The organism is Sphingomonas panacisoli (assembly GCF_007859635.1).
GTDB lineage: Bacteria > Pseudomonadota > Alphaproteobacteria > Sphingomonadales > Sphingomonadaceae > Sphingomonas > Sphingomonas panacisoli.
Map to the genome: position 1 here is coordinate 3,205,488 of NZ_CP042306.1, position 19,490 is coordinate 3,224,977.

Below are 19,490 nucleotides of genomic sequence, written 5' to 3' on the forward strand. Positions count from 1 at the left end.
AGGTGACGTGACCGAGCCGGTATCCGAACCATCGATCGAATCCGCCGGCCTCGCGCCGCGAGAAAAGCTCGGCATCGGCGTCACCGGGCATCGGCTCGATCGCTTGGGTGCGGACAACGTTCCCGCCGTGACCGATGCCTTGACCGCGCTGTTCCTGCAGATCGACCGGATCGCGCGCACCCAGGCGCCGAACGACCTTCGCCTGATCACTGGACTCGCCGAAGGCGCCGATTGCATCGCCGCCGATTGTGCGGTCGCGCGCGGTTGGGCGCTCGACGTGGTGCTGCCTTTCTTCCGCGACGATTTCGCCGAGGATTTCGAGGAAGGCGTGGCACGCGCCCATTTCCTCAGCAGGTTGGCGGCCAGCACCGCGATCCTTGAATTGCCCGGCGAGCGCGACGCCCCCGGCGGGCAAGGCGTCGCCTATGAACGCGCCGGCCGCGTCGTGCTGTCGCAGTGCGACATCTTGGTCGCCGTATGGGACGGCGAACCGATCCGCGGCCGGGGCGGCGCGGCACAGATCGTTGCCGAGGCGGTGCTGCAGGGCATCCCCGTCATCCATATCGATCCGGCCGATACGCAATCGCCGAAATTGCTGTGGGACGGGTTGGAGGAACTCGATCTTGGCCAGCAGTCCGTGGAGACGGTGGCGCGGGGCGATCTGAACGGCCTGCCCGGGCTGATCCGCGGGCTACTCGATCCGCCATCGGATCCCGACAGCCGCGCCATCCTTGATCGGTTGGGCGCTCAACGCGGCAGCCGCTGGGCGATCGCGTTCGGCTATCCGATGCTGCTCGCGATCATGGGAATACGCCGTCCGAAACGGTCCGATTTCACCCGCCGCATCCGGCTTGGCGCTCCTGCGGGCATCCCGACCGCCAATTGTTCGGCGGACACGGCCTTTGCCGGCGCGTTGCGCGACGAACTGGCGCCGCGGTTCGCGCAGGCCGACGCGGTCGCCACGCGCACGGCGCAACTGTTCCGTAGCGTCTATGTCACCAATTTCCTGCTTGCCGCGCTGGCCGTGGTGCTGTCGCTGCTCGGGCTGGCGCTGCCGGCGAGCACCAAGCCGCTGCTCATCACGCTCGAGCTGGTGACGATCGCCGCGATCCTGATCCAGACGCGCGTCGGCAACCGCGCCGCGTGGCATCGGCTGTGGCTCGACAACCGCGCGCTGGCCGAACAATTGCGCTGCTTGGCGATTTCGGCGCAGCTCGGCGACCTCGACCTGCGCGAGACGAGCGCGCGGGCGGCGGGATGGGTGAACTGGTACGCACGCGGCACCTCGCGCGATCTCGGGCTGCCGTCGGGACGGGTCGATGCGGCCTATCTGGGGTGCGTGCGCGATAGCCTGATCGCATTGATCGACGATCAGGTCGCGTATCTGGCGAGCGACGCCGACCGGATGCACCGGCTCGAACACCGCCTCCACATGCTCGGCACGGTGATGTTCGGGCTGACCGTCGTGACGTGCATCGGCCTGCTGATGTTCAAGGCGGCCGATGCGATGATTCACAGCCTCGACATGCTGGCGCAGCCGCTGACGATCGCGGCGACGATCATCAGCGCCGCGCTGCCCGCGGTCGGCGCGGCGATTTACGGCATCCGCATGCAGGGCGACTTTGCCGGCATCGCCGAGCGCAACCACGCGCTGGGCGAGCAACTCGCGACGATGCGCAAGGTGATCGCGGAGGACGACCTGACGTTCGACACGCTCAGTCGCCGCGTCCGCCGCGTGACCGGCCTGCTGACCGATGGTCTCGCCAGCTGGCTACGGACCTATCACGCCCGCCCGCTCGCGCTACCGGGCTAGATCAGAGCCCGCGCAACCGATCGCGGAAGCCCGCGCGCGCTTCGTCGAGCCGCGAATTGAGTTCCTGCCGCAATTGCCCGCGCAGTTCGTCGAGCGCCGACGGGCCGCCCGCCTGATCGGTGACGTGCTTGACCGTTTCGTCGACGCTCGGCCCGAACATGCCGAGCCCATGCGATTGCTCGATCGCGCCGATCGTCCAGAACTGGTCGGCATGCGCGAACTTGTCCATGACCTCGAACGGGATCGTGCAATAGCCCTTGTTACCCCAGTTCGGTCCCCAGCTGTTGCGCACCAGATACGCTTTGTCGTCGAGGTCGTAGCCGACGATCAGCATCGCATGGCCGCTCGGCGGCGGATCGCCCGCGCCGACATTCGGCACCGGCATGACCCCCGTCTGCTCGGCTCCGTCATAGCATTCGCGCGGCGCGTAGATGCCGAACGCGACCGGCAGACCTTGCGCCAATGCCGCCCACGCCGACTCACCGTAGGGCGTCCGCGCGAACTGCACCGCGTTGTAATGCGTCGCGTTCTGGTAGCAGGCCTCGGTCGGCTTGGCAGTGACCATCGCCTCCTCGAACGGCCACATCCGTTCCTCGCACACGCCGAACGCCATCACCGCGGCCATGCCATGATGGATGTAGCTGCCGGTATTCGCGTTCGCCTCTTCCTTCGCCATCGCGCGCGAGTTGTAGAACAGGAACAGCCGCGACATGTCCGTCACCGCCAGCCCGGCCTTCTTCTGGTGCAGTTCGAGCGCACCGACGATCGCGTTGGCGGTGCAGCTTTCGGTATGCCGCTGATCCTCGACCGGCGAGCAATGCTCCCGCAGATCGACGTGCCGCGGCAGCGTCTGCAGGACACCGGGATCGGCGTTGAGCTTGGGCGCCGGCGCCAGGGTCTGTTCGAAACGGCAACCGTTCAGCGAGCGATCGGACATTGTCTCAACTCCTTTGCGTCAGGCCCGTCATGGGCAAACGGTATCGTTGGTGACGTGCATCATGCCGGTGAACCGCGCTTGGCGATCGGGACCGTACAGGACGTAGGAGACGTTGCACTTGCCGTCCCACACCAAAGTGCCCGGATAGACGTATCCGGCGATCGAGAATTGCGCCCGTCCGGTCACGCCGTCGAACTGGCCGTTGACACTGGCGGGCGAGCCGTCGCCGGCGTTGCCCGACCCGCTGAACATGCCGTTGGATTCAACGGTTATCTGGTAACGGCCGCCATTGGCTTCCCGCCACAGTCCGTTGAGCGCGGCGACACCGGCTTCCGATTCCGACGACGAGGAAGAGGGGGAAGGACCAGTCTCCGGCACCTTCTTGGCCGCGTCCTTGATCGCGAAGATCATGACCAGCACCATGAACAGGAAGATCAATGTACCGCAGCCGATCGCGGTCCATTTGACTACCGGCTGTTTGAGCGGGTTGGACCAATCGACCTGCGGCGCCTTGTTGCCGTCGCTGGTGTAGAGCGAGTTCACCGCTCCCGGTGGCGGAGGCGGCGGCGTCGGCCGCGGCGGGGACGCCGGCGCGGTGTTGTTGACCGCGGCGACGAGTTCCCCACGATAGTCTTTCGCGGTCTGCGGCCGGCTGGCCGGGCGGTTCGACAGGCCGCGCTCGATCAGCGAATCGACCGCGGGCGACACATCCGATCGCCCGCCCGACGGGGGCTGCCAGTGGCCCTGCGGCAGGACGTCGACCAGCAGTTCGTAGAACATCACCGACACCGAATAGATGTCGGCCGAGGGTCCCGCCGCGTCGGGATTGGTGATCTGTTCCGGCGCCATGTAGCGCGGCGTGCCGAGCCCGGTACCCGTCCCGCTCTCGATCTTGTTGGCTGCGCGCGCGATGCCGAAATCGAGAATCTTGAGCGGGGCCGCGGTCGGCGACGGGTCGGCCGTCAGCATGACGTTTTCGGGCTTCAGGTCGCGGTGGACGATCCCCATTGAATGCGCCGCGTCGAGCCCGTCGAGGATCTCGGCGATGATCCGCGCCGCGACGCGCAACGGAACTTCGGTACGCGCGGTGACCTGTTGCCGCAGCCATTCGCGCAGCGACACGCCGTTGACGAACTCCATCGACACGAACGGCTGGTCGTCCTGCTGGCCGACATTGTAGACCGACACAACGTTCTTGTGGCGGATGTCCTGGGTCAGCACGCCTTCGGAAATCAGCCGCTTGATCGCCGCATCGCCGCCGACGACGTCCGACCGGATCAGCTTCAGCGCGACGGCGCGGTCACCGATACTGTCCTTCGCGCGATAGACGATGCCCATCCCGCCACGACCAATGATCGATTCGATCGTGTAGCGTTCGGCGAACACCGTGCCGGGTTCGAGCGCGGTATCCTCGGACTGCTTGTATCCGCGCGGCTTGGTCTCGTCGCCGGAGATCGTGTTGAGGCTGCTGAGGTCGATCGGCCCCGACCCCGTCGCCTGGCCGGCTAAAGGCTTGCCGCAATGCTGGCAGAACGACGAGCCGTCCGGATTTTCGGCCTTGCAATTGGGACAGGCGATCATGCCGCGGACTCCTGAATGGCGGGGGTGCGCGTCACCGTCACCAGGCTTACGCGATCGAATTCGCGCGCGAATCGCACCGCCAGTTTCAGCGCGCCGGGCGCCTTGACCAGCGGCTCGATCACGTCGCCGTCGTTGAGCGGCACGATCTTGTCGGGGCCGAGCGCCGACCCGTTGATCCGCAGGCCGTTACTGCCGCTCGCGCGCAGCATCAGCCGGTCGTTTTCGACGTAGAGTTCGAAATGCCGCCGCGACAGTTGCAGCGACTGGTCGGTGTCAGTCGCGCCCGACTGATCGACAACCGTCAAGTGCACGTCACCCTCGCCGCCCGCTGCCCGCGTCTTCGACCGCCCGAACGCCAGGATGCCGTCGGGGGTGGAGATAGGCAGTTCGAGCGCCGGCGTCTGTTGCTTGCCGAACCCGGCGAAGCGGAACGCGACCGATCGCGGCACGCGCAGATCCTCGGTGATGCCGCGCAGCCCCAGCCGCCGTTCCTCGACGTCGAGGCGGTGGATGTTCATGTCGATCGCCGACACGACCTTGCCGTCGTCCTTCGACCCGCGCGACGTGTTGTCGGTGATCTGGATGACGTTGCCGTTCATCGCGTTTTCGGAGGAGATCTGGACCACCGGGCCCGCCGCTCCGGCGCTTTCGCCGGCGACGTTGAGCAGTACGCGGCTCGAAAAGGCGAAATTCTCCTGCCGTGCACGCCAGCGGGTCGCGACGGTCCACATGATTTCGACTTCGTGCAGGCCCGCGCGGTCGAATTCCTGCGCGGTCACGGATGCGGGCGCACGCGTGCCCGGGTCGAGCGTTTCCCAGCCGAGGCGTTCTTCGCGCCAGTCGCCCTTTTCGCGGCTCCACAGGCCGGTCACGAACAGGGGGCGGTCGATGGTCGAGGAATTGTAGAGATCGAACGGCAACGCGACCGATCCGCCGATCGGCGCGTTCATCGTCGCGCCGGGAATGATCTGCAGATGCGGATCGACGCAGACGTGGCAGAGCCCGTCGTCGCCGACCAGCCCACCGCATTCGGCGAACGCCATGCACCGCGCGAGCGGCTGGCCGCATTCCTCGCAGAACGCGGCCTCCGGGTCCTTCCTGACGGCTGCAACGCAGCAGTCCTTCGGACTACGCAGCCTCTTCATCGCCATGACCTGGGCCGCCCCTCAGGTGCGCATCTGGTGGCCGCAGCCGGTGCAGAAGCGCGCCTTGGACGACAGCGACTTGCCGCACGACGGGCATTCGACCGTCTCGTCCTCGGCCTCGGGCGTGCCGTCGGCCTTGGACGTCCGATCGCCGCCGCCGGCCCCGTAGGCGACACCGGTCGCGCCGGTCATGCCGGTCTTCAGAATGTTCAGCTCGTGCTCGCGGCTCGCCTGCAGGTCCGCCGTGCGATCCGCCGACATCTTGGCGACGACTTCGGCCATCTTCTCGCCGCCGGCGGCGCGCGCCTGCACCTCGGCGATCCGCGCCGCGGCGGCGTCGCCCGAATAGCTCGCGGTCAGCGCGCTGATCTGGTCCGGCGTCATGCCCGCGGCCGCGCCCAATTGGGCGACGCGACTGCGCGCCTCCGCGTCCATCGTTGCGATCGAATCGTCGGTGGTCGCGCGGTTGACCTTGATGCCGCGGTCGGCCTGACGATCGGACAGGTCCTCGTTGAGCATGCCGGTGCGTTTGAGGTTTTCGAACGCCTGGTCGGCCCAGCCCTTGGCCTTATCCTGTTCGAACGCGTCGCGATCCTTGTCGATGCCGAGGTCGGTCGTGGCGTCCTGGCTGCGCTCGCTCCGGTTGAAATCGCCGGTAGCGGCCCCTTCGCTGCGATTATATTCGCCGGTCGCCCGGCCCTCGCGCCGCTCGAAATCGCCTTCCAGCCCGCGTTCGTCGCGGTCGGTCTGACCTTCCGCCCGCCGCTCGCTGCGACCGAATTCGCTTTCCAGCCGGCGCATCTCGATGCCGTGCTGGCGCTCGAGCGTGTCGATCTCCTGCTCGACCCCGACCAGCCGTTTCTTGACGTCGGTCAGGTCGATGACGTGGCTCGCTTCGGCGATGTCGTTCTCGAATTTGCCCGCGCGCTCGTCGCGCAGCATGCGGATTTCGTGCTGCAGCGCCTCGGCTTCCTGCCGCCGCGCCGCGCCTTCGCGCGCATCGATGAACTGGACTTCGCTGTTGAGCACCATGTTGGCGAGGTCGTCCTCGCTCGCTTGCTCCAGCTTGGTCGCATCGACGTTCGCCTTGATCTGGACCGAGGTCGATTCGGACTGGCGCGCGACTTCGCGCTTCATCAGCTCGAGCTGGTAGTCGAGCGCGCTCTGCTGGCGTTCGATCTCGGCGCGTTCGAGCTGTTCGCGCTCGACGGCGTTCATCGCCCAGGTGATCGACGCGTTCTTCACCATCACGCCGATGTCGCCGCAGATACGCTCGGCTTCGGTCATCATGTCGGCCTGGATCTGGTCCTGCAGCCCGCGATTGCCGCGAATCTCATCGGCATTGTGCCGGTTGAGGATCGCTTCGAACACGCGGTCCTGAAACTGCGGCTCGATCCGGCTGAGCACATCGAACCGCGACAGCGCCTTGCGGCCCGGCAACTCGCCGTCCTTGGACGAGGCGTCCTTCTCGTTGCGCGAGACGCCGCTCATCAACCCAAGAATGTTCGACGGCTTGTCGGGGTTGAGCTGCAACTCCATCGTGCAGGTGCCAGCGATCTCGACATTGTCCTTCGACATGCCCTTGACCGCGAACTGGATCTGGAACGGCTTCAGGTCGGCCAGCATCACCGCATAGTGATGCGATCCGCCGATCAGCCCCTTCACCTTTTCCCACAGCCCGCCGACCGAGAATTGCGTTCCCTTGAACGAGTCGATCAGCGCGCCGTCGCGAAACAGCAGTGCCGCGATGTCGGGCGGCGAGGCGAAGCGCTTTTCGAAGAAGCTCTTGAATTCGGATTCGCGGACGAATTCGGCGAGCAGATTGGGGTCCGTCAGGACAAGTGGGTTCGACTCCATGGGTTACGCTTCCTCCCACTTACGATGCTGGAAATAGTGATAAACGTTGTAGCCGATCACCAGCACGATGATGACCGTCGCGATCGGGTGCTGCGAGATGATGTATTGGATCTTGCCGCTGGCGGTCAGGTTCTGGACCGACTTTTCCATCGCGCCGACATTGCCCACCACGCCCATGATGCTGCACGCGAGCGTGAACAGCGACATGAGCAAGGCGGCGAGCCGAGCGAAGTGCGACCCCTTAGCGAGACCGCTGGACGCGGCCAGCGCCTCGATCCGCTCGCGTTCGGTCAGTTCGGCCTCGTGCGCCGCGCCGCGCGCGATCGCTTCCTCGCGCGCTTTCTTGTCGACGGTCAGGAAGTCGGGCTGCGCATCCTTGTTGCGCTTCGCGGTCGAGGCGACGGTCAGATTGTACGCGCGACGGCGCCACCACGCGACCAAGGCGAGGAAGATCCACACCAGCGCGACCGCCACCGTAATCTTGGCGGTTATATCGATCAGCGGCCAAGCTTCGGGAGGAATTCGATCAATCGCGTCCTGCACGTTCGCAGGAATCATGTCCGGACTGGACTGCATCAACTATACTCCCCCCAATACAGTGCGAGTCGGAGCGTAACCATGCGGCCAAGCCGTTGCAAGCATCGAACCGGAACTACTTTTCACAGCGCCGCTCTTGACTCCGTTCGAACCATCCGGTGTCATCCGTTAAAGTACTGAAGTGGCTAACGGCGATACGCTGCGTAGTAATATTGATGAATCGAGTTTGTTTTTCAGTGTTTTAACATAGGGGGCGGATGATGTTGACGCGGGACTCACTGGCGGCGGCGGCAGGCGGCCGGGCGCCGGCACGCATGTCTTTCCTCATCCTCGAAATGTTCCCGTTCCTCCTGATCCCGGTACTGATCTACAATCTGTTCGCCGCATTCGTCGGCGGCACCGTGCCGGGGACCGAGATTCCGCGCATGCTGGCCGGGGTGAATGGCGCCGCGATCACCGTGACGATGATTTCTGGGGTGCGGTTCAGCCTCAGCTGGGGCGATCTGCTGCTGACCTTCTCGATCATCTTTCTGTTCGTCGAAGTGATCAAGTCGACGCGGACCTATTCGCCGACGATCATCAATCACATGGCGTCGATGGTGCTGTTCATCTTCTGCCTGATCGAATTCCTGCTCTTCCCCAGCTTCGGCACGTCGGCCTTCTTCCTGCTGACGATGATGGTGCTGGTCGACGCGCTGGCCGGGATGATCGTGACGATCGTGTCCGCGCGCCGCGACTTCGGAATCGAACAAGCCTGACGCGGCCGGCCGGGGGGCCGGAGCGCGTCCTAGTGTCGGGGGTTATGATGGTCGGTGGCGCCACGCGTCTGTTGCTGTCCGGGCTGCTCGCCGTCGCCCTGTCGGCGTGTTCGTTCGGCCCGCAACTGCAGCGCGTCGCGACCGATCAGGACCAGATGATCGCGAACGCGGAGGACGAGCTGATGCTCCGCAACATCGTCCGCGCGCGCGAACGCTTCCCGCTGCATTTCCTGACCATCGTCGAGACCAACGGCGACGCGCAATTGTCGATGGCCGGATCGGTCGGGGGCGCCTTTCCCGAAGGCGCGCTGACCCAGAATTTCGGGCCGTCGGGCGCGCTGACAGGATCGTCCACCGGCCGCGGCGTCGTCAACATCACCCCCCAATCTCAGCGCCGGCGTGACCTCGCGTCCCAGCTTCCGCGCCGCCGTGCTCGCCACCGAGAAATTCCAGCGCGGCATCCAGACGCCGGTCAGCCCGGCGACGATCGCCTATTATATCGACGCCGGCTGGCCCGACGAATTGATCATGTCGCTCTTCATCGAACGGCTCGACCTGTACGACGCCGACAAGTCCGACAACGACAAGACGGCGCGGATCGGCTCGATCTATAACGAGCCCGACAGTTCGTACGGCTTCGGCGTCTTCCTGTGCCGCTACAGCCTGGCCTCGCGCGCGTCGCGCGTAACGGCACCGCTCGGCTCGGCGGCGGAGATGACCGCGCCGGTCGTCGGGGGCAAGGGACGCGAAAGCCCGACCAGCCGGGCGCGCGACACGCAGGACTTCGTCAACCTGCTCAAGAACGACGAGATCGCGATCAGCGACGGCCAGCTATCCTATCGCTCCGGCCCGAAATATTCGGTCGGGCTGGTACCGCGGCCCGATCGCTGCGGCCGCGCGGTCAGCGACGGCGATATCGGCTTCACCCCCGGCGAAATGCGCGGCGACCGGCTGGTCATCAGCGGGCAATCGGTGGCGAAGAGCGACGTAATCGTGTTCTACGATGCCGCCGATCCCAAGAACGGGCTGCGCTATTTCTACCGCGACGAGATGCTGCGCGACGGATCGTGCATCGCGACCGACTTCGCGCCGCAGATCGCCGATGCCGCCAGGCTATCGGCGCTCGAGCGCTGTTTCCCGGCGAACGGCATCAAGCGGCCGCATCGTGTGCGGATCGACATCCAGTTCCGTTCGGTCGAGGACATCATCTACTTCCTCGGCGAGTACAGCCGCGAAGGCGACGACGTCTACAAGCTGCCGTTCGAGGATTATCGGCGGCGTTGCGGCGGCGAGGGCGAAGGCAATCCGATGCGCGCGCCGAAATGGATCATCCGGCTGAGCGAAGGATCAGGCAAGGGGCTGATCGACACCAGTTTCCGCGACAAGCGCTTCTTCGTGCCCGAGGAACCGGCGGCCAGTTCGGCGGGCTGCGAACCGACCGGCAGCGCGGGGACGCGCAGCATCCAAGTGATCGCATTGCTGGAGCAGCTCCTCAACCTGCACAAATCGGCAGATCAACTTCCCTCGTCGGTGTCGATCACCGGAATCCGCTAGGCGTCGGGCAGCAGGCCCCGCGCATCGCCGAACTTTACCCCGGCATCCTCGTGCGGGCGGACATAGACGCGATAGATCGCCGGAAACGCGGCCTGGAGGTCGCGCTCGATCTCGTCCACCATCCGCTCGACGTCGCCCGCGCTCAGGCGGTTGTCGAAATCGACATTGACCGCCGCGACGATCTGTTCGGGCGCGTTGTGGATCGTCATGATCTCGCCCACGCCCATGATGCCCGGCCGCGTCGCCGCGCGACGGATGCCGTCGATCAGCGCGGGGTCGGCCGCCTCGCCGATCAGCAGTCCCTTGGCCTCGCGCGCCAGGAAGATCGCGACCACGCCGAGCAACAGCCCGATCAGCACCGACGCGACGCCGTCGAAGCGCGGATCGCCAGTCGCCTGGCTGATCGCAAGACCGACCGCGGCGATCAGAATGCCCGCCATCGCCGCGCCGTTTTCGAGCAGGACGATGACAGTCGCCGCATCCTTGGTGGAGACCAAGGCGCGCCACCACGATTTGGGCCCGCGCGCGCGGTTGAATTCCTGGAACGCGGCGAGCGTCGATCCACCTTCGAGCAGGAAAGCGAACGCCAGCACGGCATAGGCGATCAGCGGCGACACTGCGGGCTCGGGCGCGAGGAAATGGATGACGCCTTCGTAGACCGACACGCCCGCGCCCAGCGCGAACACCAGCAGCGCGACGACGAAGCTCCAGAAATAGAGTTCGCGTCCGTAGCCGGCGGGGTGTGTCGCATCGGCCGGCTTGGCCGCGCGCTTCTGGCCGTACATCAGCAGCAACTGGTTGGTCGAATCGACCAGGCTATGAACGCCTTCGGTCAGCATGGCCGACGATCCGGTGATCGCCGCCGCGACGAACTTCGCGACCGCGATGCCGAGGTTGGCCGCCAGCGCGACGATCAATACGCGATTGTTTTCCGCCTTCATCGCGCCGCCATAGCAAAGCGGCGGCGCTTGGCCATGGCCGAGATCAGGGCGTCAGACGACCTTGCGGCCGAAACCGCCGGGCGCCGCGGTGGATGAGGACGTGCCCGACAGGGCGTCGAGCCGCGCCCGTTGCGCCGCGGCATGCGTGGCGGCCGTCTCGATCGGACCCGCCGGTGCCGGCCCAACCTCGCGCTCCGCCCGGCGCCGCGCGATGGCCGCGATCGCCGCGAGCGTCCCGCCGATCACGAGATCGCGGAACCCGCGGACGCGCAGGAACAGCAGCAGGAACATGATGAAGATCGTCGCGACGATCGAGCCCCTGCGACGGCCGGACGAACTGCGTACCGGTTGCGCGGCGACCGGCTGGCCGCGCGCATCGTCGGCGCTGCCGTTCGTTCCCCACGGGTCGGCGGCGGGCGCGCGCGACGCGCTGGCCGGCGTGGGCGGCGTGTAACCCTGGGTCGGATCGTCGCCGAGCGCGTAGCGCAGGTCCGCCATCAGCGCGCCGTCGACCCTTACGTATCTGTCGTCGTGAAACAGCACGAACCCGGCATCGCCGCCGCTCGACGCGACGCTGGCGCCGTTCACGGTGTGGATCGGGTAGATATAGCCGAGGTCGAAATATTGGCCATCGCGTTCGAACGCCGGTTCGTCGGGCAGATCGCGGACCAGATCGATCTTCTGCAGCGGCGTCATCACGTGGCGGCGCCCGTCATCGGCGGCGGCCGGCAGCGCGGCGAAGGCCGCGATCGACGCGGCGAGCGTCAGGATCGGTCGAACGGATCTCATCATGCCTCCCCGCAATCAGGTCAGGCTCGCATTAGGACCGATCCGGTAAAGAATGGCTAAAGCCGCGCGAGTGTGGCGGGGTCGCGTTTACCGGCGTAGAAAGCGTCGAGGCAATCGGCGAACGGCGCGGCGCCAGCGCCCGCGGCCGCTTCCAACAAGGTCATGCTCGACCGCAGTTTCACCGCGTCGATCCCGCCGAGGATGGTATCGGCCGACCGCCGGCCCGCCCAGTCGAGCATCGCTTGCGTCGCGTCGGTCAGCCGCGGACCCAGCACCGGATGCGTCAGATATGCGCGCGCCTCGGTCAGATCGGCGATCGCATAACGTTGCGCCATGGCGCTGTGGCCCAGCCCGGCGATCTGCGGGAATACGAACCACATCCAGTGACTGGTCTTGGCGCCTTCATGCAGCTCGGCGAGCGCGCGCTCGAAAACGCCGTCCTGCGCCGCGACGAAGCGATCGAGGTCGGCCATGCGTCAGGCGGGAACGGCGGCGTCCAGCTTGACCTCGCCCTCATCCTCGCCGTCCCAATAATGCACCCGCGTCGCGTGGACGTGGATCATCACCAGGCCCGGCGTGTCGATGCCGTCCTTGAACCAGCGGTCGAGCCCTTTCGACCAATGCTCCGCGAACCGCGCCTTGTCGTGGACGACGGCCGCATCGCCTTCGACGGCGACGAAGAACGGTCGCATCCCGAGCATGCCGGCCTTGCCCTGGAACGACAGCGCGATGCGCGGATCGCGGCCGATATCGGTGACCATCTGCGCCGAATCCCAGGTGAAGTAGTAGCTGTCGCCGTCGTAATCGACCTCGCGATTGTTGCTCATCGGACGGCCTCCGAGATTGCCGTCGGGGGCGCGCGTGGTCAGCATCGCGAAATCGATGTCGCGCATGCCCTCGGCAAGGTCGGACAGGGTCTTGGTCATCGCGTCTCTCCCGATTCTGTATCGGGAGCTTCAACGCGCGCGAGGTCCGAATCGCTCCGCCGTCAGATCCAGCCCGGCGCGTGGACCAGTTCGAGCTTGATGCCGTCGGGATCGGCGAAAAACACCGCATAATAGTCGCCCGAATATTCCGGGTAGGACGCGGGCGCATCGAGCACCGTGATGCTCCGATCGAGCAGCAATGCGTGGAGCCGATCGACCTCGTCGCGGCTCGCCGCGCGCCAGGCGAGATGCTGGAGACCCGGCGCGTAGCCATCATGCCGCCCCGCGTTCTTCGCCGCGCGGATGCCGAGTGATGCGCCAAACGGTTCGCGCCCGCGAATGTCCCATTCGCATACGTCGGGATCGTCCTTGACCTGAACGTAGCCGAGGAATTCGAGCACCGGGCCGTAGACGCGCTTCGACGCCGCGACATCGGTGACGCTCAGATCGATGTGATGAAACGCGCCACGCACTTGGTCATCATTCACGATTCGACTCCTTTACCATGAGAACATATCATGAACGAAACATCGAGTCGCCGCAATGTTGTATATCATGATCAAGCCGCCCCCCGCCGAACTGCGCCAAGTCTGCGCCCGGCGGTCCACCTATGGCCTCGACGACAGTTATCCGGCCGATCGCCTGCACTGTACGATGCTGCGACTGGGCGACGAGGCCGACTGGCCGAGTTCGCGGCTCGAGCAACTGAGAACCTTGCTCGGCACCATATCGGCCGAGCCGTTTCCGGTGGCGTTCGACCTGATCGCCGGCAATCTGTTGCGCGGTGCGCGCGGCATGCCTTTGGCCGCAGCCTTTCATCGCGTGTTGCGGCAGAAGGCGGAGATGTGCGGCGTGACGATCGAACACAATTTCTGGCTGCACTTGACCCTGGCCTATCGCGGCGTGGCGATCGCGGCGGCACGCAAGATCGAGCCGATCAGCTGGATGGTCGAGGAATTCCTCCTGATCCGCAGCGATCGGGGCCATGAACCGTTGGGTCGCTGGCCGTTGCAACAACGTCAGCTCGCGCTCGCGCTATAACGGCGGCAGCGCCCAATCGATCGGCTTTTCGCCCTGGGCGACGAGGAAAGCGTTGGCCTTCGAGAACGGCTTGGTGCCGAAGAAGCCGGTGTGCGCGGAAAGCGGCGACGGATGCGGCGAGCGCAGCACGAGGTGCCGGCCGGCATCGACGAACGCGGCCTTTTTCTGCGCGTGGCTGCCCCACAGCATGAACACGACCGGCTTTTCGCGCGCATTGACCAGCCGGATCACGGCATCGGTAAAGCGTTCCCAGCCGCGCCCCTGATGCGACGCGGCCAGCCCCATCTGAACCGTCAGCACCGCGTTCAACAGCAGCACACCCTGTTCGGCCCAGTGTTCGAGAAAGCCGTGCCGCGCCGGCGGGATGCCGAGATCGGCCTCCATTTCCTTGTAGATATTCACCAGGCTCGGCGGCGTGCGCGTGCCGGGGCGGACCGAGAAGCACAGGCCGTGCGCCTGCCCCTCGCCGTGATACGGATCCTGGCCGAGGATGACGACGCGGACGTCGTCGAGCGGCGTCAAGTCGAGCGCGCGGAACCAGTCGGAGCCTTGCGGGAAAATCCGTTTGCCCGCGGCTTTCTCGGCCACGAGGAACTCGCGCAACGCCGCCATGTACGGATCGGCGAACTCGCCGCGCAGCGGTTCGAGCCAGCTCGGATGCAGCTTGGGGTCGCCCATCGCCGATCTTGACCGCAGCCGCCTATCGGCTGTCAATGCGGCGCATGATCCGTTTGCTCGTCGCGCTGCTCGCCCTCGTCGCCACGCCCGCTTTCGCCGCCGATGCGGCGGACGGGCTGCAACCCAAATTCACCGCCTCGTCGACACTGATCCCGGCGCGCACCGTGCAGGTCTGGCTGCCGCCCGATTACGCGACGTCGAAACGGCGCTATCCGGTGATTTACCTGCACGACGGCCAGAACGTGTACGACGATCCCTCGCCCTGGTCGGGCAAGAGCTGGGCGGTGCATCGCGCGCTGGCCAAGCTGATCGCCGAGCGCAAGGTGCGTCCCGCGATCCTGGTCGCAGTGTGGAACACCGACAATCGGCTCGGCGAATACATGCCCGAGGCTGCGGTGCCGCCGGTGGTCGCGCCGGGCGATCCCAATGCGGACGATCTGTTCAAGAAACTGCCAGTCGAACGGGCCAAAATCGCCGGCGACGCCTATCTCGCCTTCCTGGCCGACGAGCTGAAGCCGCTGATCGACAAGCAATATCGCACGTTGCGCGGGCCACGCGACACGATGCTGATGGGGTCGAGCATGGGCGGGCTGATTTCCGCTTATGCGCTGGTCCGCTATCCGACCGTGTTCGGGGCCGCGGCGTGCCTGTCCACCGCATGGCCGATCGGCGACGGCTTTACCGAACGCTGGTTCGAAACGCATTTGCCGCCCTACACCGCGCGGCTCTATTTCGATTATGGGACCGGCACCAACGACGGCACGATCGCGCCGTTCCAGGCGAAGCTCGATGCCGCGGCGGGAAAGCGTCGCGGCTGGGTCAGCCGGGCATTTCCCGGCGCGGAGCATAGCGAGCGCGCCTGGGCCGCTCGCGTCGATATCCCGCTCACCTTCCTGCTAGGAAAGAAGTGAGTCGAGGCTCGCTCAGCCCCGGTCAGGCGACCGGGACGAGCGAGGTGGCGACGCTGATCATGACGGCCGAGCAAAGCAGCGCGCTGACGACCGAGAAGAGGCCCTGGGCGGAATAGAAACGGATCGACATGGTGAACTCCCTTCGTTGTTTTCCGGTCGGCGGCTGATCCGACGACCGACGCCGACGGATTTGCAGGGAGCGTGCCAGTTTTATAACTAGCTGAATTACAACGGAAATCTATTTCAGATGGAGCAGGCGTGGCGTGTAACACCAACTATCGGGCAGACTTTGCGCCGCTAGTTAGGAAATATCGCCATCGCCCTTGATCACGTTCCGGCCGGCATCCTTTGCCGCGTACAGCAGGCGATCGGCGCGGCCCAACGCCGATCCCATGACCTCGCCCACCTCGTGCGCACTCACGCCGCCCGAGAAGGTCACCGCGCCGAGCGGCGCATCGGTTTCGCGCAAGCGATACTTTTCCCCGCGACTGTGCCGCGCGCCGCGTCGAGCGTGGCTACCGCCGCCTCGGTCGTCACACCGGTAAACAGGATGGCGAATTCCTCGCCGCCATAGCGCGCGACCAGATGCTCGCCGCACGCTTCGCGCAACGCCTCGGCGATCACCTTCAGGACGCGGTCGCCCACGGCATGACCGAAGCGATCGTTGACCGACTTGAAATGGTCGATGTCGCACAACGCGATGCAGATCGGCTTGTCGCCCTCCGATGCGATCGAAAACGCATCCTCGAACGCGCGGCGATTGGCGAGCCCGGTCAGTGGATCGCGACGGGCGTCGTCGCGCGCCGCTTCCAGTTCGGCGCGCAGCGCTTCCGCTTCGACCGTGGCGGCGGCCAGCCGCTCCTCGGCCGCACGGACGCGATCGAGCATCGTCGTCGCCAGCCGTGTAATGTCTTCGACCGCCGCGCCGCTCGCTTCGCGGATCGCGTCGGCACCGGCCAACAGGTCGCGCCCGAACACTTGCGTCTCGGCCCGCATCGCGGCGACCGTATCGGCGAAATCCTCGACCTGCATCTGCGTGCGCGCGACCAGGGTCTGCATCATCACGTTGGGGGATTCATTGGCGGCGTTGTGCGATTCGGTATCGTTGTGCGGAGCCGTCGCACCGGGGACAGCGGCCTGGTGGCCCATGTCCTCGATATCGCGCGAGGTCAGTCGCACGCCGCCGTCGGTGATGCGCGCGACGCTGGCGGCGAGCGCACCCTTGGGATTGCTCAACACACGATGCGCAAAGGCATAATTGACGGGATCGACGCTTAGTCGATGATCCGCCAGAAACGCGCCGATCGCCGAAAATAGGCGATCGGACGGCCCGAACGGCTGACTGGTCTGTGCAGCACTGGCCACCGATTTTTATCCGTTCCCCGTTTTCCCCGAGGACGCGCAGTACATCGTAACCGCTAAAATAACGTTGCCGCGCCTATCAGAGGGGTCGACGGCCCCGGCGTCCAACAAGCCGATGCCGCCACAACGGACCTATTTCAGCGCGCGCACCGCCTCCAGCGTCAGCTTGACGTGATCGGCCGCGCTCAGGTTCGAATGGACGAACGTGATCTTGCCGTCGCGCCCGATGACGTAGCTGGTGCGGTTGGTGACCGCGCGCAACTGCTTGGTCTCGACGTCAGGAATCATCTTGCCGAGATCGACGTCATACGCCTTGACGATGCGCGGCCCCGCGCTCGCCACCGCGAACTTTCCGGCGCACTTCTCCTGGCTGAACTTGGCGAGACGTTCGACCGTGTCGGTCGACATGCCGATTACCGTCGCGCCCGCCGCCTGGAACTGCGGCACCGCTTCGGAGAAATCGTGCGCTTCCTGATTGCACCCGCCGGTATACGCCGCCGGGAAGAAATAGAGCACGACCGGCCCTTTCTTGAGCTGTTGCGACAGCGTCAGGCGGAAGATCTTGCCGTCGATCGCGCCGCGCGTGGTGAAGTCGGGCGCGACCGCGCCGGGCGACAGCGCGGCGACCGCGGGGACGGTGGCGAAGGCGAGCGGAAGCGCGAAAAGGCGAAGGCGCATGGGGACTCTCCCTTGAAGGTTGCGCCGCTTTCTAGACCCGCGCCGCGCGTACGGCTAGGGGCGGGCGCATGCGGATCACCGATGCCGATATCGCGCTGGCTCAAGCGCTCGCCGATGCTGCCGGCGCGGCGATTCGGCCGCATTTCCGTGCGGGGTTCGACGTCGAGACGAAAGATGATCAGTCCCCCGTCACCATCGCCGACCGCGCTGCCGAACAGGCAATGCGCGCGTTGCTCGCCGCCGAAGCGCCGCGCGACGGGATCGTCGGCGAGGAATTCGGCACCATCGAGGGATCGACCGGACGGCAATGGGTGCTCGATCCGATCGACGGCACCGTCAGCTTCGTCGCGGGGCGGCCGATCTTCGGCACGCTGATCGCGCTGGTGCAGGACGGCTGGCCGGTGATCGGGGTGATCGACCAGCCGATCGGTCGCGAGCGCTGGGTTGGGGCGGCGGGGCGGCCGACCTTGTTCAATGGCCAGCCGGTCAGGTCACGCGCGTGCCGTGACCTTGCCGAGGCGACGCTCGCGACCACCGGCCCGCATTATTTCAGCGATCACGACGCCGAGCATTTCATGGCGCTCGCCGCCAAGTGCGCGCATCGGCGGATGGTGTTCGGCGGCGACTGCTATAATTACGGCCTCGTCGCGAGCGGGCATATCGATCTGGTCGTCGAGGCCGGGCTCAAGCTCTACGATTTCGCGGCGCTGGTTCCGGTGGTCGAGGGCGCGGGCGGGATGATGTGCGATTGGTCGGGCGAGCCGCTGACCGCCGACAGCAAGGGCGATGTGATCGCCGCGGGCGACCCGGCGCGAATCGACGATATCCTGGAAGCGCTCGCCTGCCACGGGCATTAAGGCGCCCTATTCCATCAACCCCAGGCCGAGCAGCAATATCCCGAAGATCATCAGCGTGATGGAGGCGAAGAAGCCCAGCACCACCGTCCGCCACAGCGCCGAGAACCATCTGAGCTGATACGCGCCGCGCAACTGGAAGAAGATATGCACCGGCGGTGCAAAGGCGATGAGGTTGCCGTATATCCAGACCGGCGTGTTGATCATCATCAACAGCGACACGAAGGTCGCGAGCAGCATCATGAACGACAGCGAATAGGTCACGAAGATCGCGTGATCGTAGGTCGTGAAGCGGCGCCGCCATAGGAACAGCAACGCCACGAACGGGACCGAGATCGGGATCAGCGCCCAGCTGTATTTGTAGGCCGAGCTCTGCAGCTTGTAGAGCGCGAGTTCGGGATTCTTGTTAGCCTTCCTGATCCCCTCGTCGAGCGCGGGCCAGCCGGTATTGACCCTGTTGACCGCGGCATCGCGGGTCGGCGCCTCCGACGTGGCCGATTCCGGCGTCTCGACGATCGCTTGCCGCGCGCCCCTCAGCCCGTTCAGCGTCGTCCGGTAACCAACGATCTCATCGGCGGTGTCCTCGTCGCCCTTGCCCTTGGCGAGCCGGTCCTGCTCCTTGGTCAGATGCGACTGCGCCTTCGCGATCTCGCCGTCGATGCGCGCGATCTTCTCGGCCTTGGTCGACGGCGTGCGGTCGATTTCGAACTCCTTGCCGCCGCCCATCGCGTGCAGGGTCGCGAACATCAGAAACACGAAGAACAGGAACATCGCGAGCGGCGACACGAACCGTGCGCGCTCGCCGTCGATATAGCGCCGCGTCAGGCTGCCCGGATGCGTGACCAGCATCGGCAGCGTGCGCCACACCTTGCCCTCGAAATGGAACACGCCGTGGAGCAAATCGTGCCCGATCGACATCAGCGTCTTGTGGACGTGCCCGTTCTGCCCGCAGGCGTGGCAAAACTCGCCGATCAATGCGGTGCCGCAATTGAGGCACACGCCGTGTGCCGCATCGCTCGCCGCTTCGCCCGCCTTGGGCTCGACCGCGCGACCCAGCAACGCCCCGGTCGCGATATCGCCGGCCATCTCTATCCCACCGCTCATGGCGCGATGGATAGCATTGGGCCG

General features: G+C 65.8%; 22 protein-coding genes. 6 read left to right on the forward strand and 16 right to left on the reverse strand.

The annotated features are described in order from the left end of the window. Window positions 1-7 precede the first annotated feature (7 nt). Complete coding sequence (locus FPZ24_RS15935; protein ID WP_146573644.1) at window positions 8-1,813, forward strand: hypothetical protein; 1,806 nt, start codon at window positions 8-10, stop codon at window positions 1,811-1,813. Window position 1,814: 1 nt separating this feature from the next. Here the strand turns inward: FPZ24_RS15935 and FPZ24_RS15940 are convergent, their stop codons facing one another. From FPZ24_RS15940 to FPZ24_RS15960, 5 genes are read right to left on the reverse strand one after another with little or no spacing between them, the layout of a single operon-like run. Next, window positions 1,815-2,750 (reverse strand): C1 family peptidase, encoded by a 936-nt coding sequence (locus tag FPZ24_RS15940; protein WP_146573646.1) that lies wholly within the window; start codon window positions 2,748-2,750, stop codon window positions 1,815-1,817. 27 nt (window positions 2,751-2,777) lie between these two features. After that, window positions 2,778-4,331 carry a serine/threonine-protein kinase gene (locus FPZ24_RS15945; RefSeq protein WP_146573648.1) on the reverse strand — a complete coding sequence of 518 codons (1,554 nt, stop codon included), beginning with the start codon at window positions 4,329-4,331 and terminating at the stop codon, window positions 2,778-2,780. Then, a complete protein-coding gene (locus tag FPZ24_RS15950; protein WP_186728918.1) occupies window positions 4,328-5,476 on the reverse strand; it encodes an FHA domain-containing protein in 1,149 nt (382 codons plus the stop codon). Before FPZ24_RS15950 ends, FPZ24_RS15945 begins: the two co-directional genes overlap by 4 nt. Window positions 5,477-5,497: 21 nt before the next feature. Then, on the reverse strand, window positions 5,498-7,333 hold the full coding sequence (locus FPZ24_RS15955; protein ID WP_146573652.1) for a zinc ribbon domain-containing protein: 1,836 nt from the start codon (window positions 7,331-7,333) through the stop codon (window positions 5,498-5,500). 3 nt (window positions 7,334-7,336) lie between these two features. Beyond that, window positions 7,337-7,909, reverse strand: a complete 573-nt coding sequence (locus tag FPZ24_RS15960) for a hypothetical protein (protein WP_146573654.1) — start codon at window positions 7,907-7,909, stop codon at window positions 7,337-7,339. 221 nt (window positions 7,910-8,130) lie between these two features. Between FPZ24_RS15960 and FPZ24_RS15965 the strand changes: the two genes are divergently transcribed. After that, a complete protein-coding gene (locus FPZ24_RS15965) occupies window positions 8,131-8,628 on the forward strand; it encodes a hypothetical protein (protein ID WP_205012846.1) in 498 nt (165 codons plus the stop codon). Between the two features lie 29 nt (window positions 8,629-8,657). Here FPZ24_RS15965 and FPZ24_RS17290 read toward each other — a convergent pair whose 3' ends face one another. Then, window positions 8,658-9,068 (reverse strand): hypothetical protein, encoded by a 411-nt coding sequence (locus FPZ24_RS17290; RefSeq protein ID WP_186728920.1) that lies wholly within the window; start codon window positions 9,066-9,068, stop codon window positions 8,658-8,660. Between FPZ24_RS17290 and FPZ24_RS15975 the strand changes: the two genes are divergently transcribed. Continuing rightward, a complete protein-coding gene (locus FPZ24_RS15975) occupies window positions 9,028-10,182 on the forward strand; it encodes a hypothetical protein (protein ID WP_146573660.1) in 1,155 nt (384 codons plus the stop codon). The two genes, FPZ24_RS17290 and FPZ24_RS15975, sit on opposite strands and share 41 nt — an antisense overlap. On the opposite strand, the gene FPZ24_RS15980 is transcribed toward FPZ24_RS15975, so the two are convergent. The 5 genes from FPZ24_RS15980 to FPZ24_RS16000 all read right to left on the reverse strand — a co-directional run bounded on the left by FPZ24_RS15980 (window position 10,179) and on the right by FPZ24_RS16000 (window position 13,326). Then, window positions 10,179-11,123 (reverse strand): cation diffusion facilitator family transporter, encoded by a 945-nt coding sequence (locus FPZ24_RS15980; protein WP_146573662.1) that lies wholly within the window; start codon window positions 11,121-11,123, stop codon window positions 10,179-10,181. The two genes, FPZ24_RS15975 and FPZ24_RS15980, sit on opposite strands and share 4 nt — an antisense overlap. A gap of 51 nt (window positions 11,124-11,174) precedes the next feature. Next, the gene (locus FPZ24_RS15985; RefSeq protein WP_186728922.1) at window positions 11,175-11,912 is read right to left on the reverse strand and encodes a hypothetical protein; all 738 of its coding nucleotides are present in this window, start codon (window positions 11,910-11,912) and stop codon (window positions 11,175-11,177) included. 56 nt (window positions 11,913-11,968) lie between these two features. Further along, entirely contained in the window at window positions 11,969-12,385 is a 417-nt protein-coding gene (locus tag FPZ24_RS15990) for a DUF1810 domain-containing protein (protein WP_146573666.1), read from the reverse strand. Window positions 12,386-12,388: 3 nt separating this feature from the next. Continuing rightward, the gene (locus tag FPZ24_RS15995) at window positions 12,389-12,838 is read right to left on the reverse strand and encodes a pyridoxamine 5'-phosphate oxidase family protein (RefSeq protein WP_146573668.1); all 450 of its coding nucleotides are present in this window, start codon (window positions 12,836-12,838) and stop codon (window positions 12,389-12,391) included. 62 nt (window positions 12,839-12,900) lie between these two features. After that, window positions 12,901-13,326 (reverse strand): VOC family protein, encoded by a 426-nt coding sequence (locus FPZ24_RS16000; protein ID WP_240047520.1) that lies wholly within the window; start codon window positions 13,324-13,326, stop codon window positions 12,901-12,903. Window positions 13,327-13,381: 55 nt separating this feature from the next. Here FPZ24_RS16000 and FPZ24_RS16005 point away from each other — a divergent pair, with 55 nt between their 5' ends. Next, window positions 13,382-13,879 (forward strand): 2'-5' RNA ligase family protein, encoded by a 498-nt coding sequence (locus tag FPZ24_RS16005; RefSeq protein WP_146573670.1) that lies wholly within the window; start codon window positions 13,382-13,384, stop codon window positions 13,877-13,879. Here the strand turns inward: FPZ24_RS16005 and ung are convergent. Further along, window positions 13,874-14,557: a uracil-DNA glycosylase gene (gene ung / locus FPZ24_RS16010; protein WP_146573672.1), complete on the reverse strand. Its 684-nt coding sequence runs from the start codon at window positions 14,555-14,557 to the stop codon at window positions 13,874-13,876. The two genes, FPZ24_RS16005 and ung, sit on opposite strands and share 6 nt — an antisense overlap. 44 nt (window positions 14,558-14,601) lie before the next feature. On the opposite strand from ung, the gene FPZ24_RS16015 reads away from it, so the two are divergent. Further along, complete coding sequence (locus FPZ24_RS16015) at window positions 14,602-15,468, forward strand: alpha/beta hydrolase (protein WP_186728924.1); 867 nt, start codon at window positions 14,602-14,604, stop codon at window positions 15,466-15,468. A 301-nt stretch (window positions 15,469-15,769) separates the two neighbouring features. On the opposite strand, the gene FPZ24_RS17690 is transcribed toward FPZ24_RS16015, so the two are convergent. The 3 genes from FPZ24_RS17690 to FPZ24_RS16025 form a co-directional block, all read right to left on the reverse strand. Then, a complete protein-coding gene (locus FPZ24_RS17690) occupies window positions 15,770-15,937 on the reverse strand; it encodes a hypothetical protein (RefSeq protein WP_240047521.1) in 168 nt (55 codons plus the stop codon). Then, the gene (locus tag FPZ24_RS16020) at window positions 15,904-16,833 is read right to left on the reverse strand and encodes a GGDEF domain-containing protein (RefSeq protein WP_240047522.1); all 930 of its coding nucleotides are present in this window, start codon (window positions 16,831-16,833) and stop codon (window positions 15,904-15,906) included. Before FPZ24_RS16020 ends, FPZ24_RS17690 begins: the two co-directional genes overlap by 34 nt. Window positions 16,834-16,962: 129 nt before the next feature. Continuing rightward, window positions 16,963-17,508: a peroxiredoxin gene (locus FPZ24_RS16025; protein ID WP_146573676.1), complete on the reverse strand. Its 546-nt coding sequence runs from the start codon at window positions 17,506-17,508 to the stop codon at window positions 16,963-16,965. A gap of 68 nt (window positions 17,509-17,576) precedes the next feature. Between FPZ24_RS16025 and hisN the strand changes: the two genes are divergently transcribed. Further along, a complete protein-coding gene (hisN, locus tag FPZ24_RS16030) occupies window positions 17,577-18,365 on the forward strand; it encodes a histidinol-phosphatase (RefSeq protein WP_146573678.1) in 789 nt (262 codons plus the stop codon). 6 nt (window positions 18,366-18,371) lie between these two features. Here hisN and FPZ24_RS16035 read toward each other — a convergent pair whose 3' ends face one another. Then, complete coding sequence (locus tag FPZ24_RS16035; RefSeq protein ID WP_240047523.1) at window positions 18,372-19,448, reverse strand: DUF3667 domain-containing protein; 1,077 nt, start codon at window positions 19,446-19,448, stop codon at window positions 18,372-18,374. Between the last annotated feature and the right edge of the window lie 42 nt (window positions 19,449-19,490).

What these genes read in the sequence shown, in the direction of transcription:
- FPZ24_RS15960 (WP_146573654.1), bottom strand. Translation starts at nt 7,909, where the DNA reads ATGCAGTCCAGTCCGGACATGATTCCTGCGAACGTGCAGGACGCGATT.
- FPZ24_RS15995 (WP_146573668.1), bottom strand. Translation starts at nt 12,838, where the DNA reads ATGACCAAGACCCTGTCCGACCTTGCCGAGGGCATGCGCGACATCGAT.
- FPZ24_RS15990 (WP_146573666.1), bottom strand. Translation starts at nt 12,385, where the DNA reads ATGGCCGACCTCGATCGCTTCGTCGCGGCGCAGGACGGCGTTTTCGAG.
- FPZ24_RS16035 (WP_240047523.1), bottom strand. Translation starts at nt 19,448, where the DNA reads ATGGCCGGCGATATCGCGACCGGGGCGTTGCTGGGTCGCGCGGTCGAG.
- FPZ24_RS16005 (WP_146573670.1), top strand. Translation starts at nt 13,382, where the DNA reads ATGTTGTATATCATGATCAAGCCGCCCCCCGCCGAACTGCGCCAAGTC.
- FPZ24_RS15980 (WP_146573662.1), bottom strand. Translation starts at nt 11,123, where the DNA reads ATGAAGGCGGAAAACAATCGCGTATTGATCGTCGCGCTGGCGGCCAAC.
- FPZ24_RS15955 (WP_146573652.1), bottom strand. Translation starts at nt 7,333, where the DNA reads ATGGAGTCGAACCCACTTGTCCTGACGGACCCCAATCTGCTCGCCGAA.
- hisN (WP_146573678.1), top strand. Translation starts at nt 17,577, where the DNA reads ATGCGGATCACCGATGCCGATATCGCGCTGGCTCAAGCGCTCGCCGAT.
- ung (WP_146573672.1), bottom strand. Translation starts at nt 14,557, where the DNA reads ATGGGCGACCCCAAGCTGCATCCGAGCTGGCTCGAACCGCTGCGCGGC.
- FPZ24_RS15945 (WP_146573648.1), bottom strand. Translation starts at nt 4,331, where the DNA reads ATGATCGCCTGTCCCAATTGCAAGGCCGAAAATCCGGACGGCTCGTCG.
- FPZ24_RS15950 (WP_186728918.1), bottom strand. Translation starts at nt 5,476, where the DNA reads ATGAAGAGGCTGCGTAGTCCGAAGGACTGCTGCGTTGCAGCCGTCAGG.
- FPZ24_RS16025 (WP_146573676.1), bottom strand. Translation starts at nt 17,508, where the DNA reads ATGCGCCTTCGCCTTTTCGCGCTTCCGCTCGCCTTCGCCACCGTCCCC.
- FPZ24_RS15985 (WP_186728922.1), bottom strand. Translation starts at nt 11,912, where the DNA reads ATGAGATCCGTTCGACCGATCCTGACGCTCGCCGCGTCGATCGCGGCC.
- FPZ24_RS15965 (WP_205012846.1), top strand. Translation starts at nt 8,131, where the DNA reads ATGTTGACGCGGGACTCACTGGCGGCGGCGGCAGGCGGCCGGGCGCCG.
- FPZ24_RS15940 (WP_146573646.1), bottom strand. Translation starts at nt 2,750, where the DNA reads ATGTCCGATCGCTCGCTGAACGGTTGCCGTTTCGAACAGACCCTGGCG.
- FPZ24_RS16015 (WP_186728924.1), top strand. Translation starts at nt 14,602, where the DNA reads ATGATCCGTTTGCTCGTCGCGCTGCTCGCCCTCGTCGCCACGCCCGCT.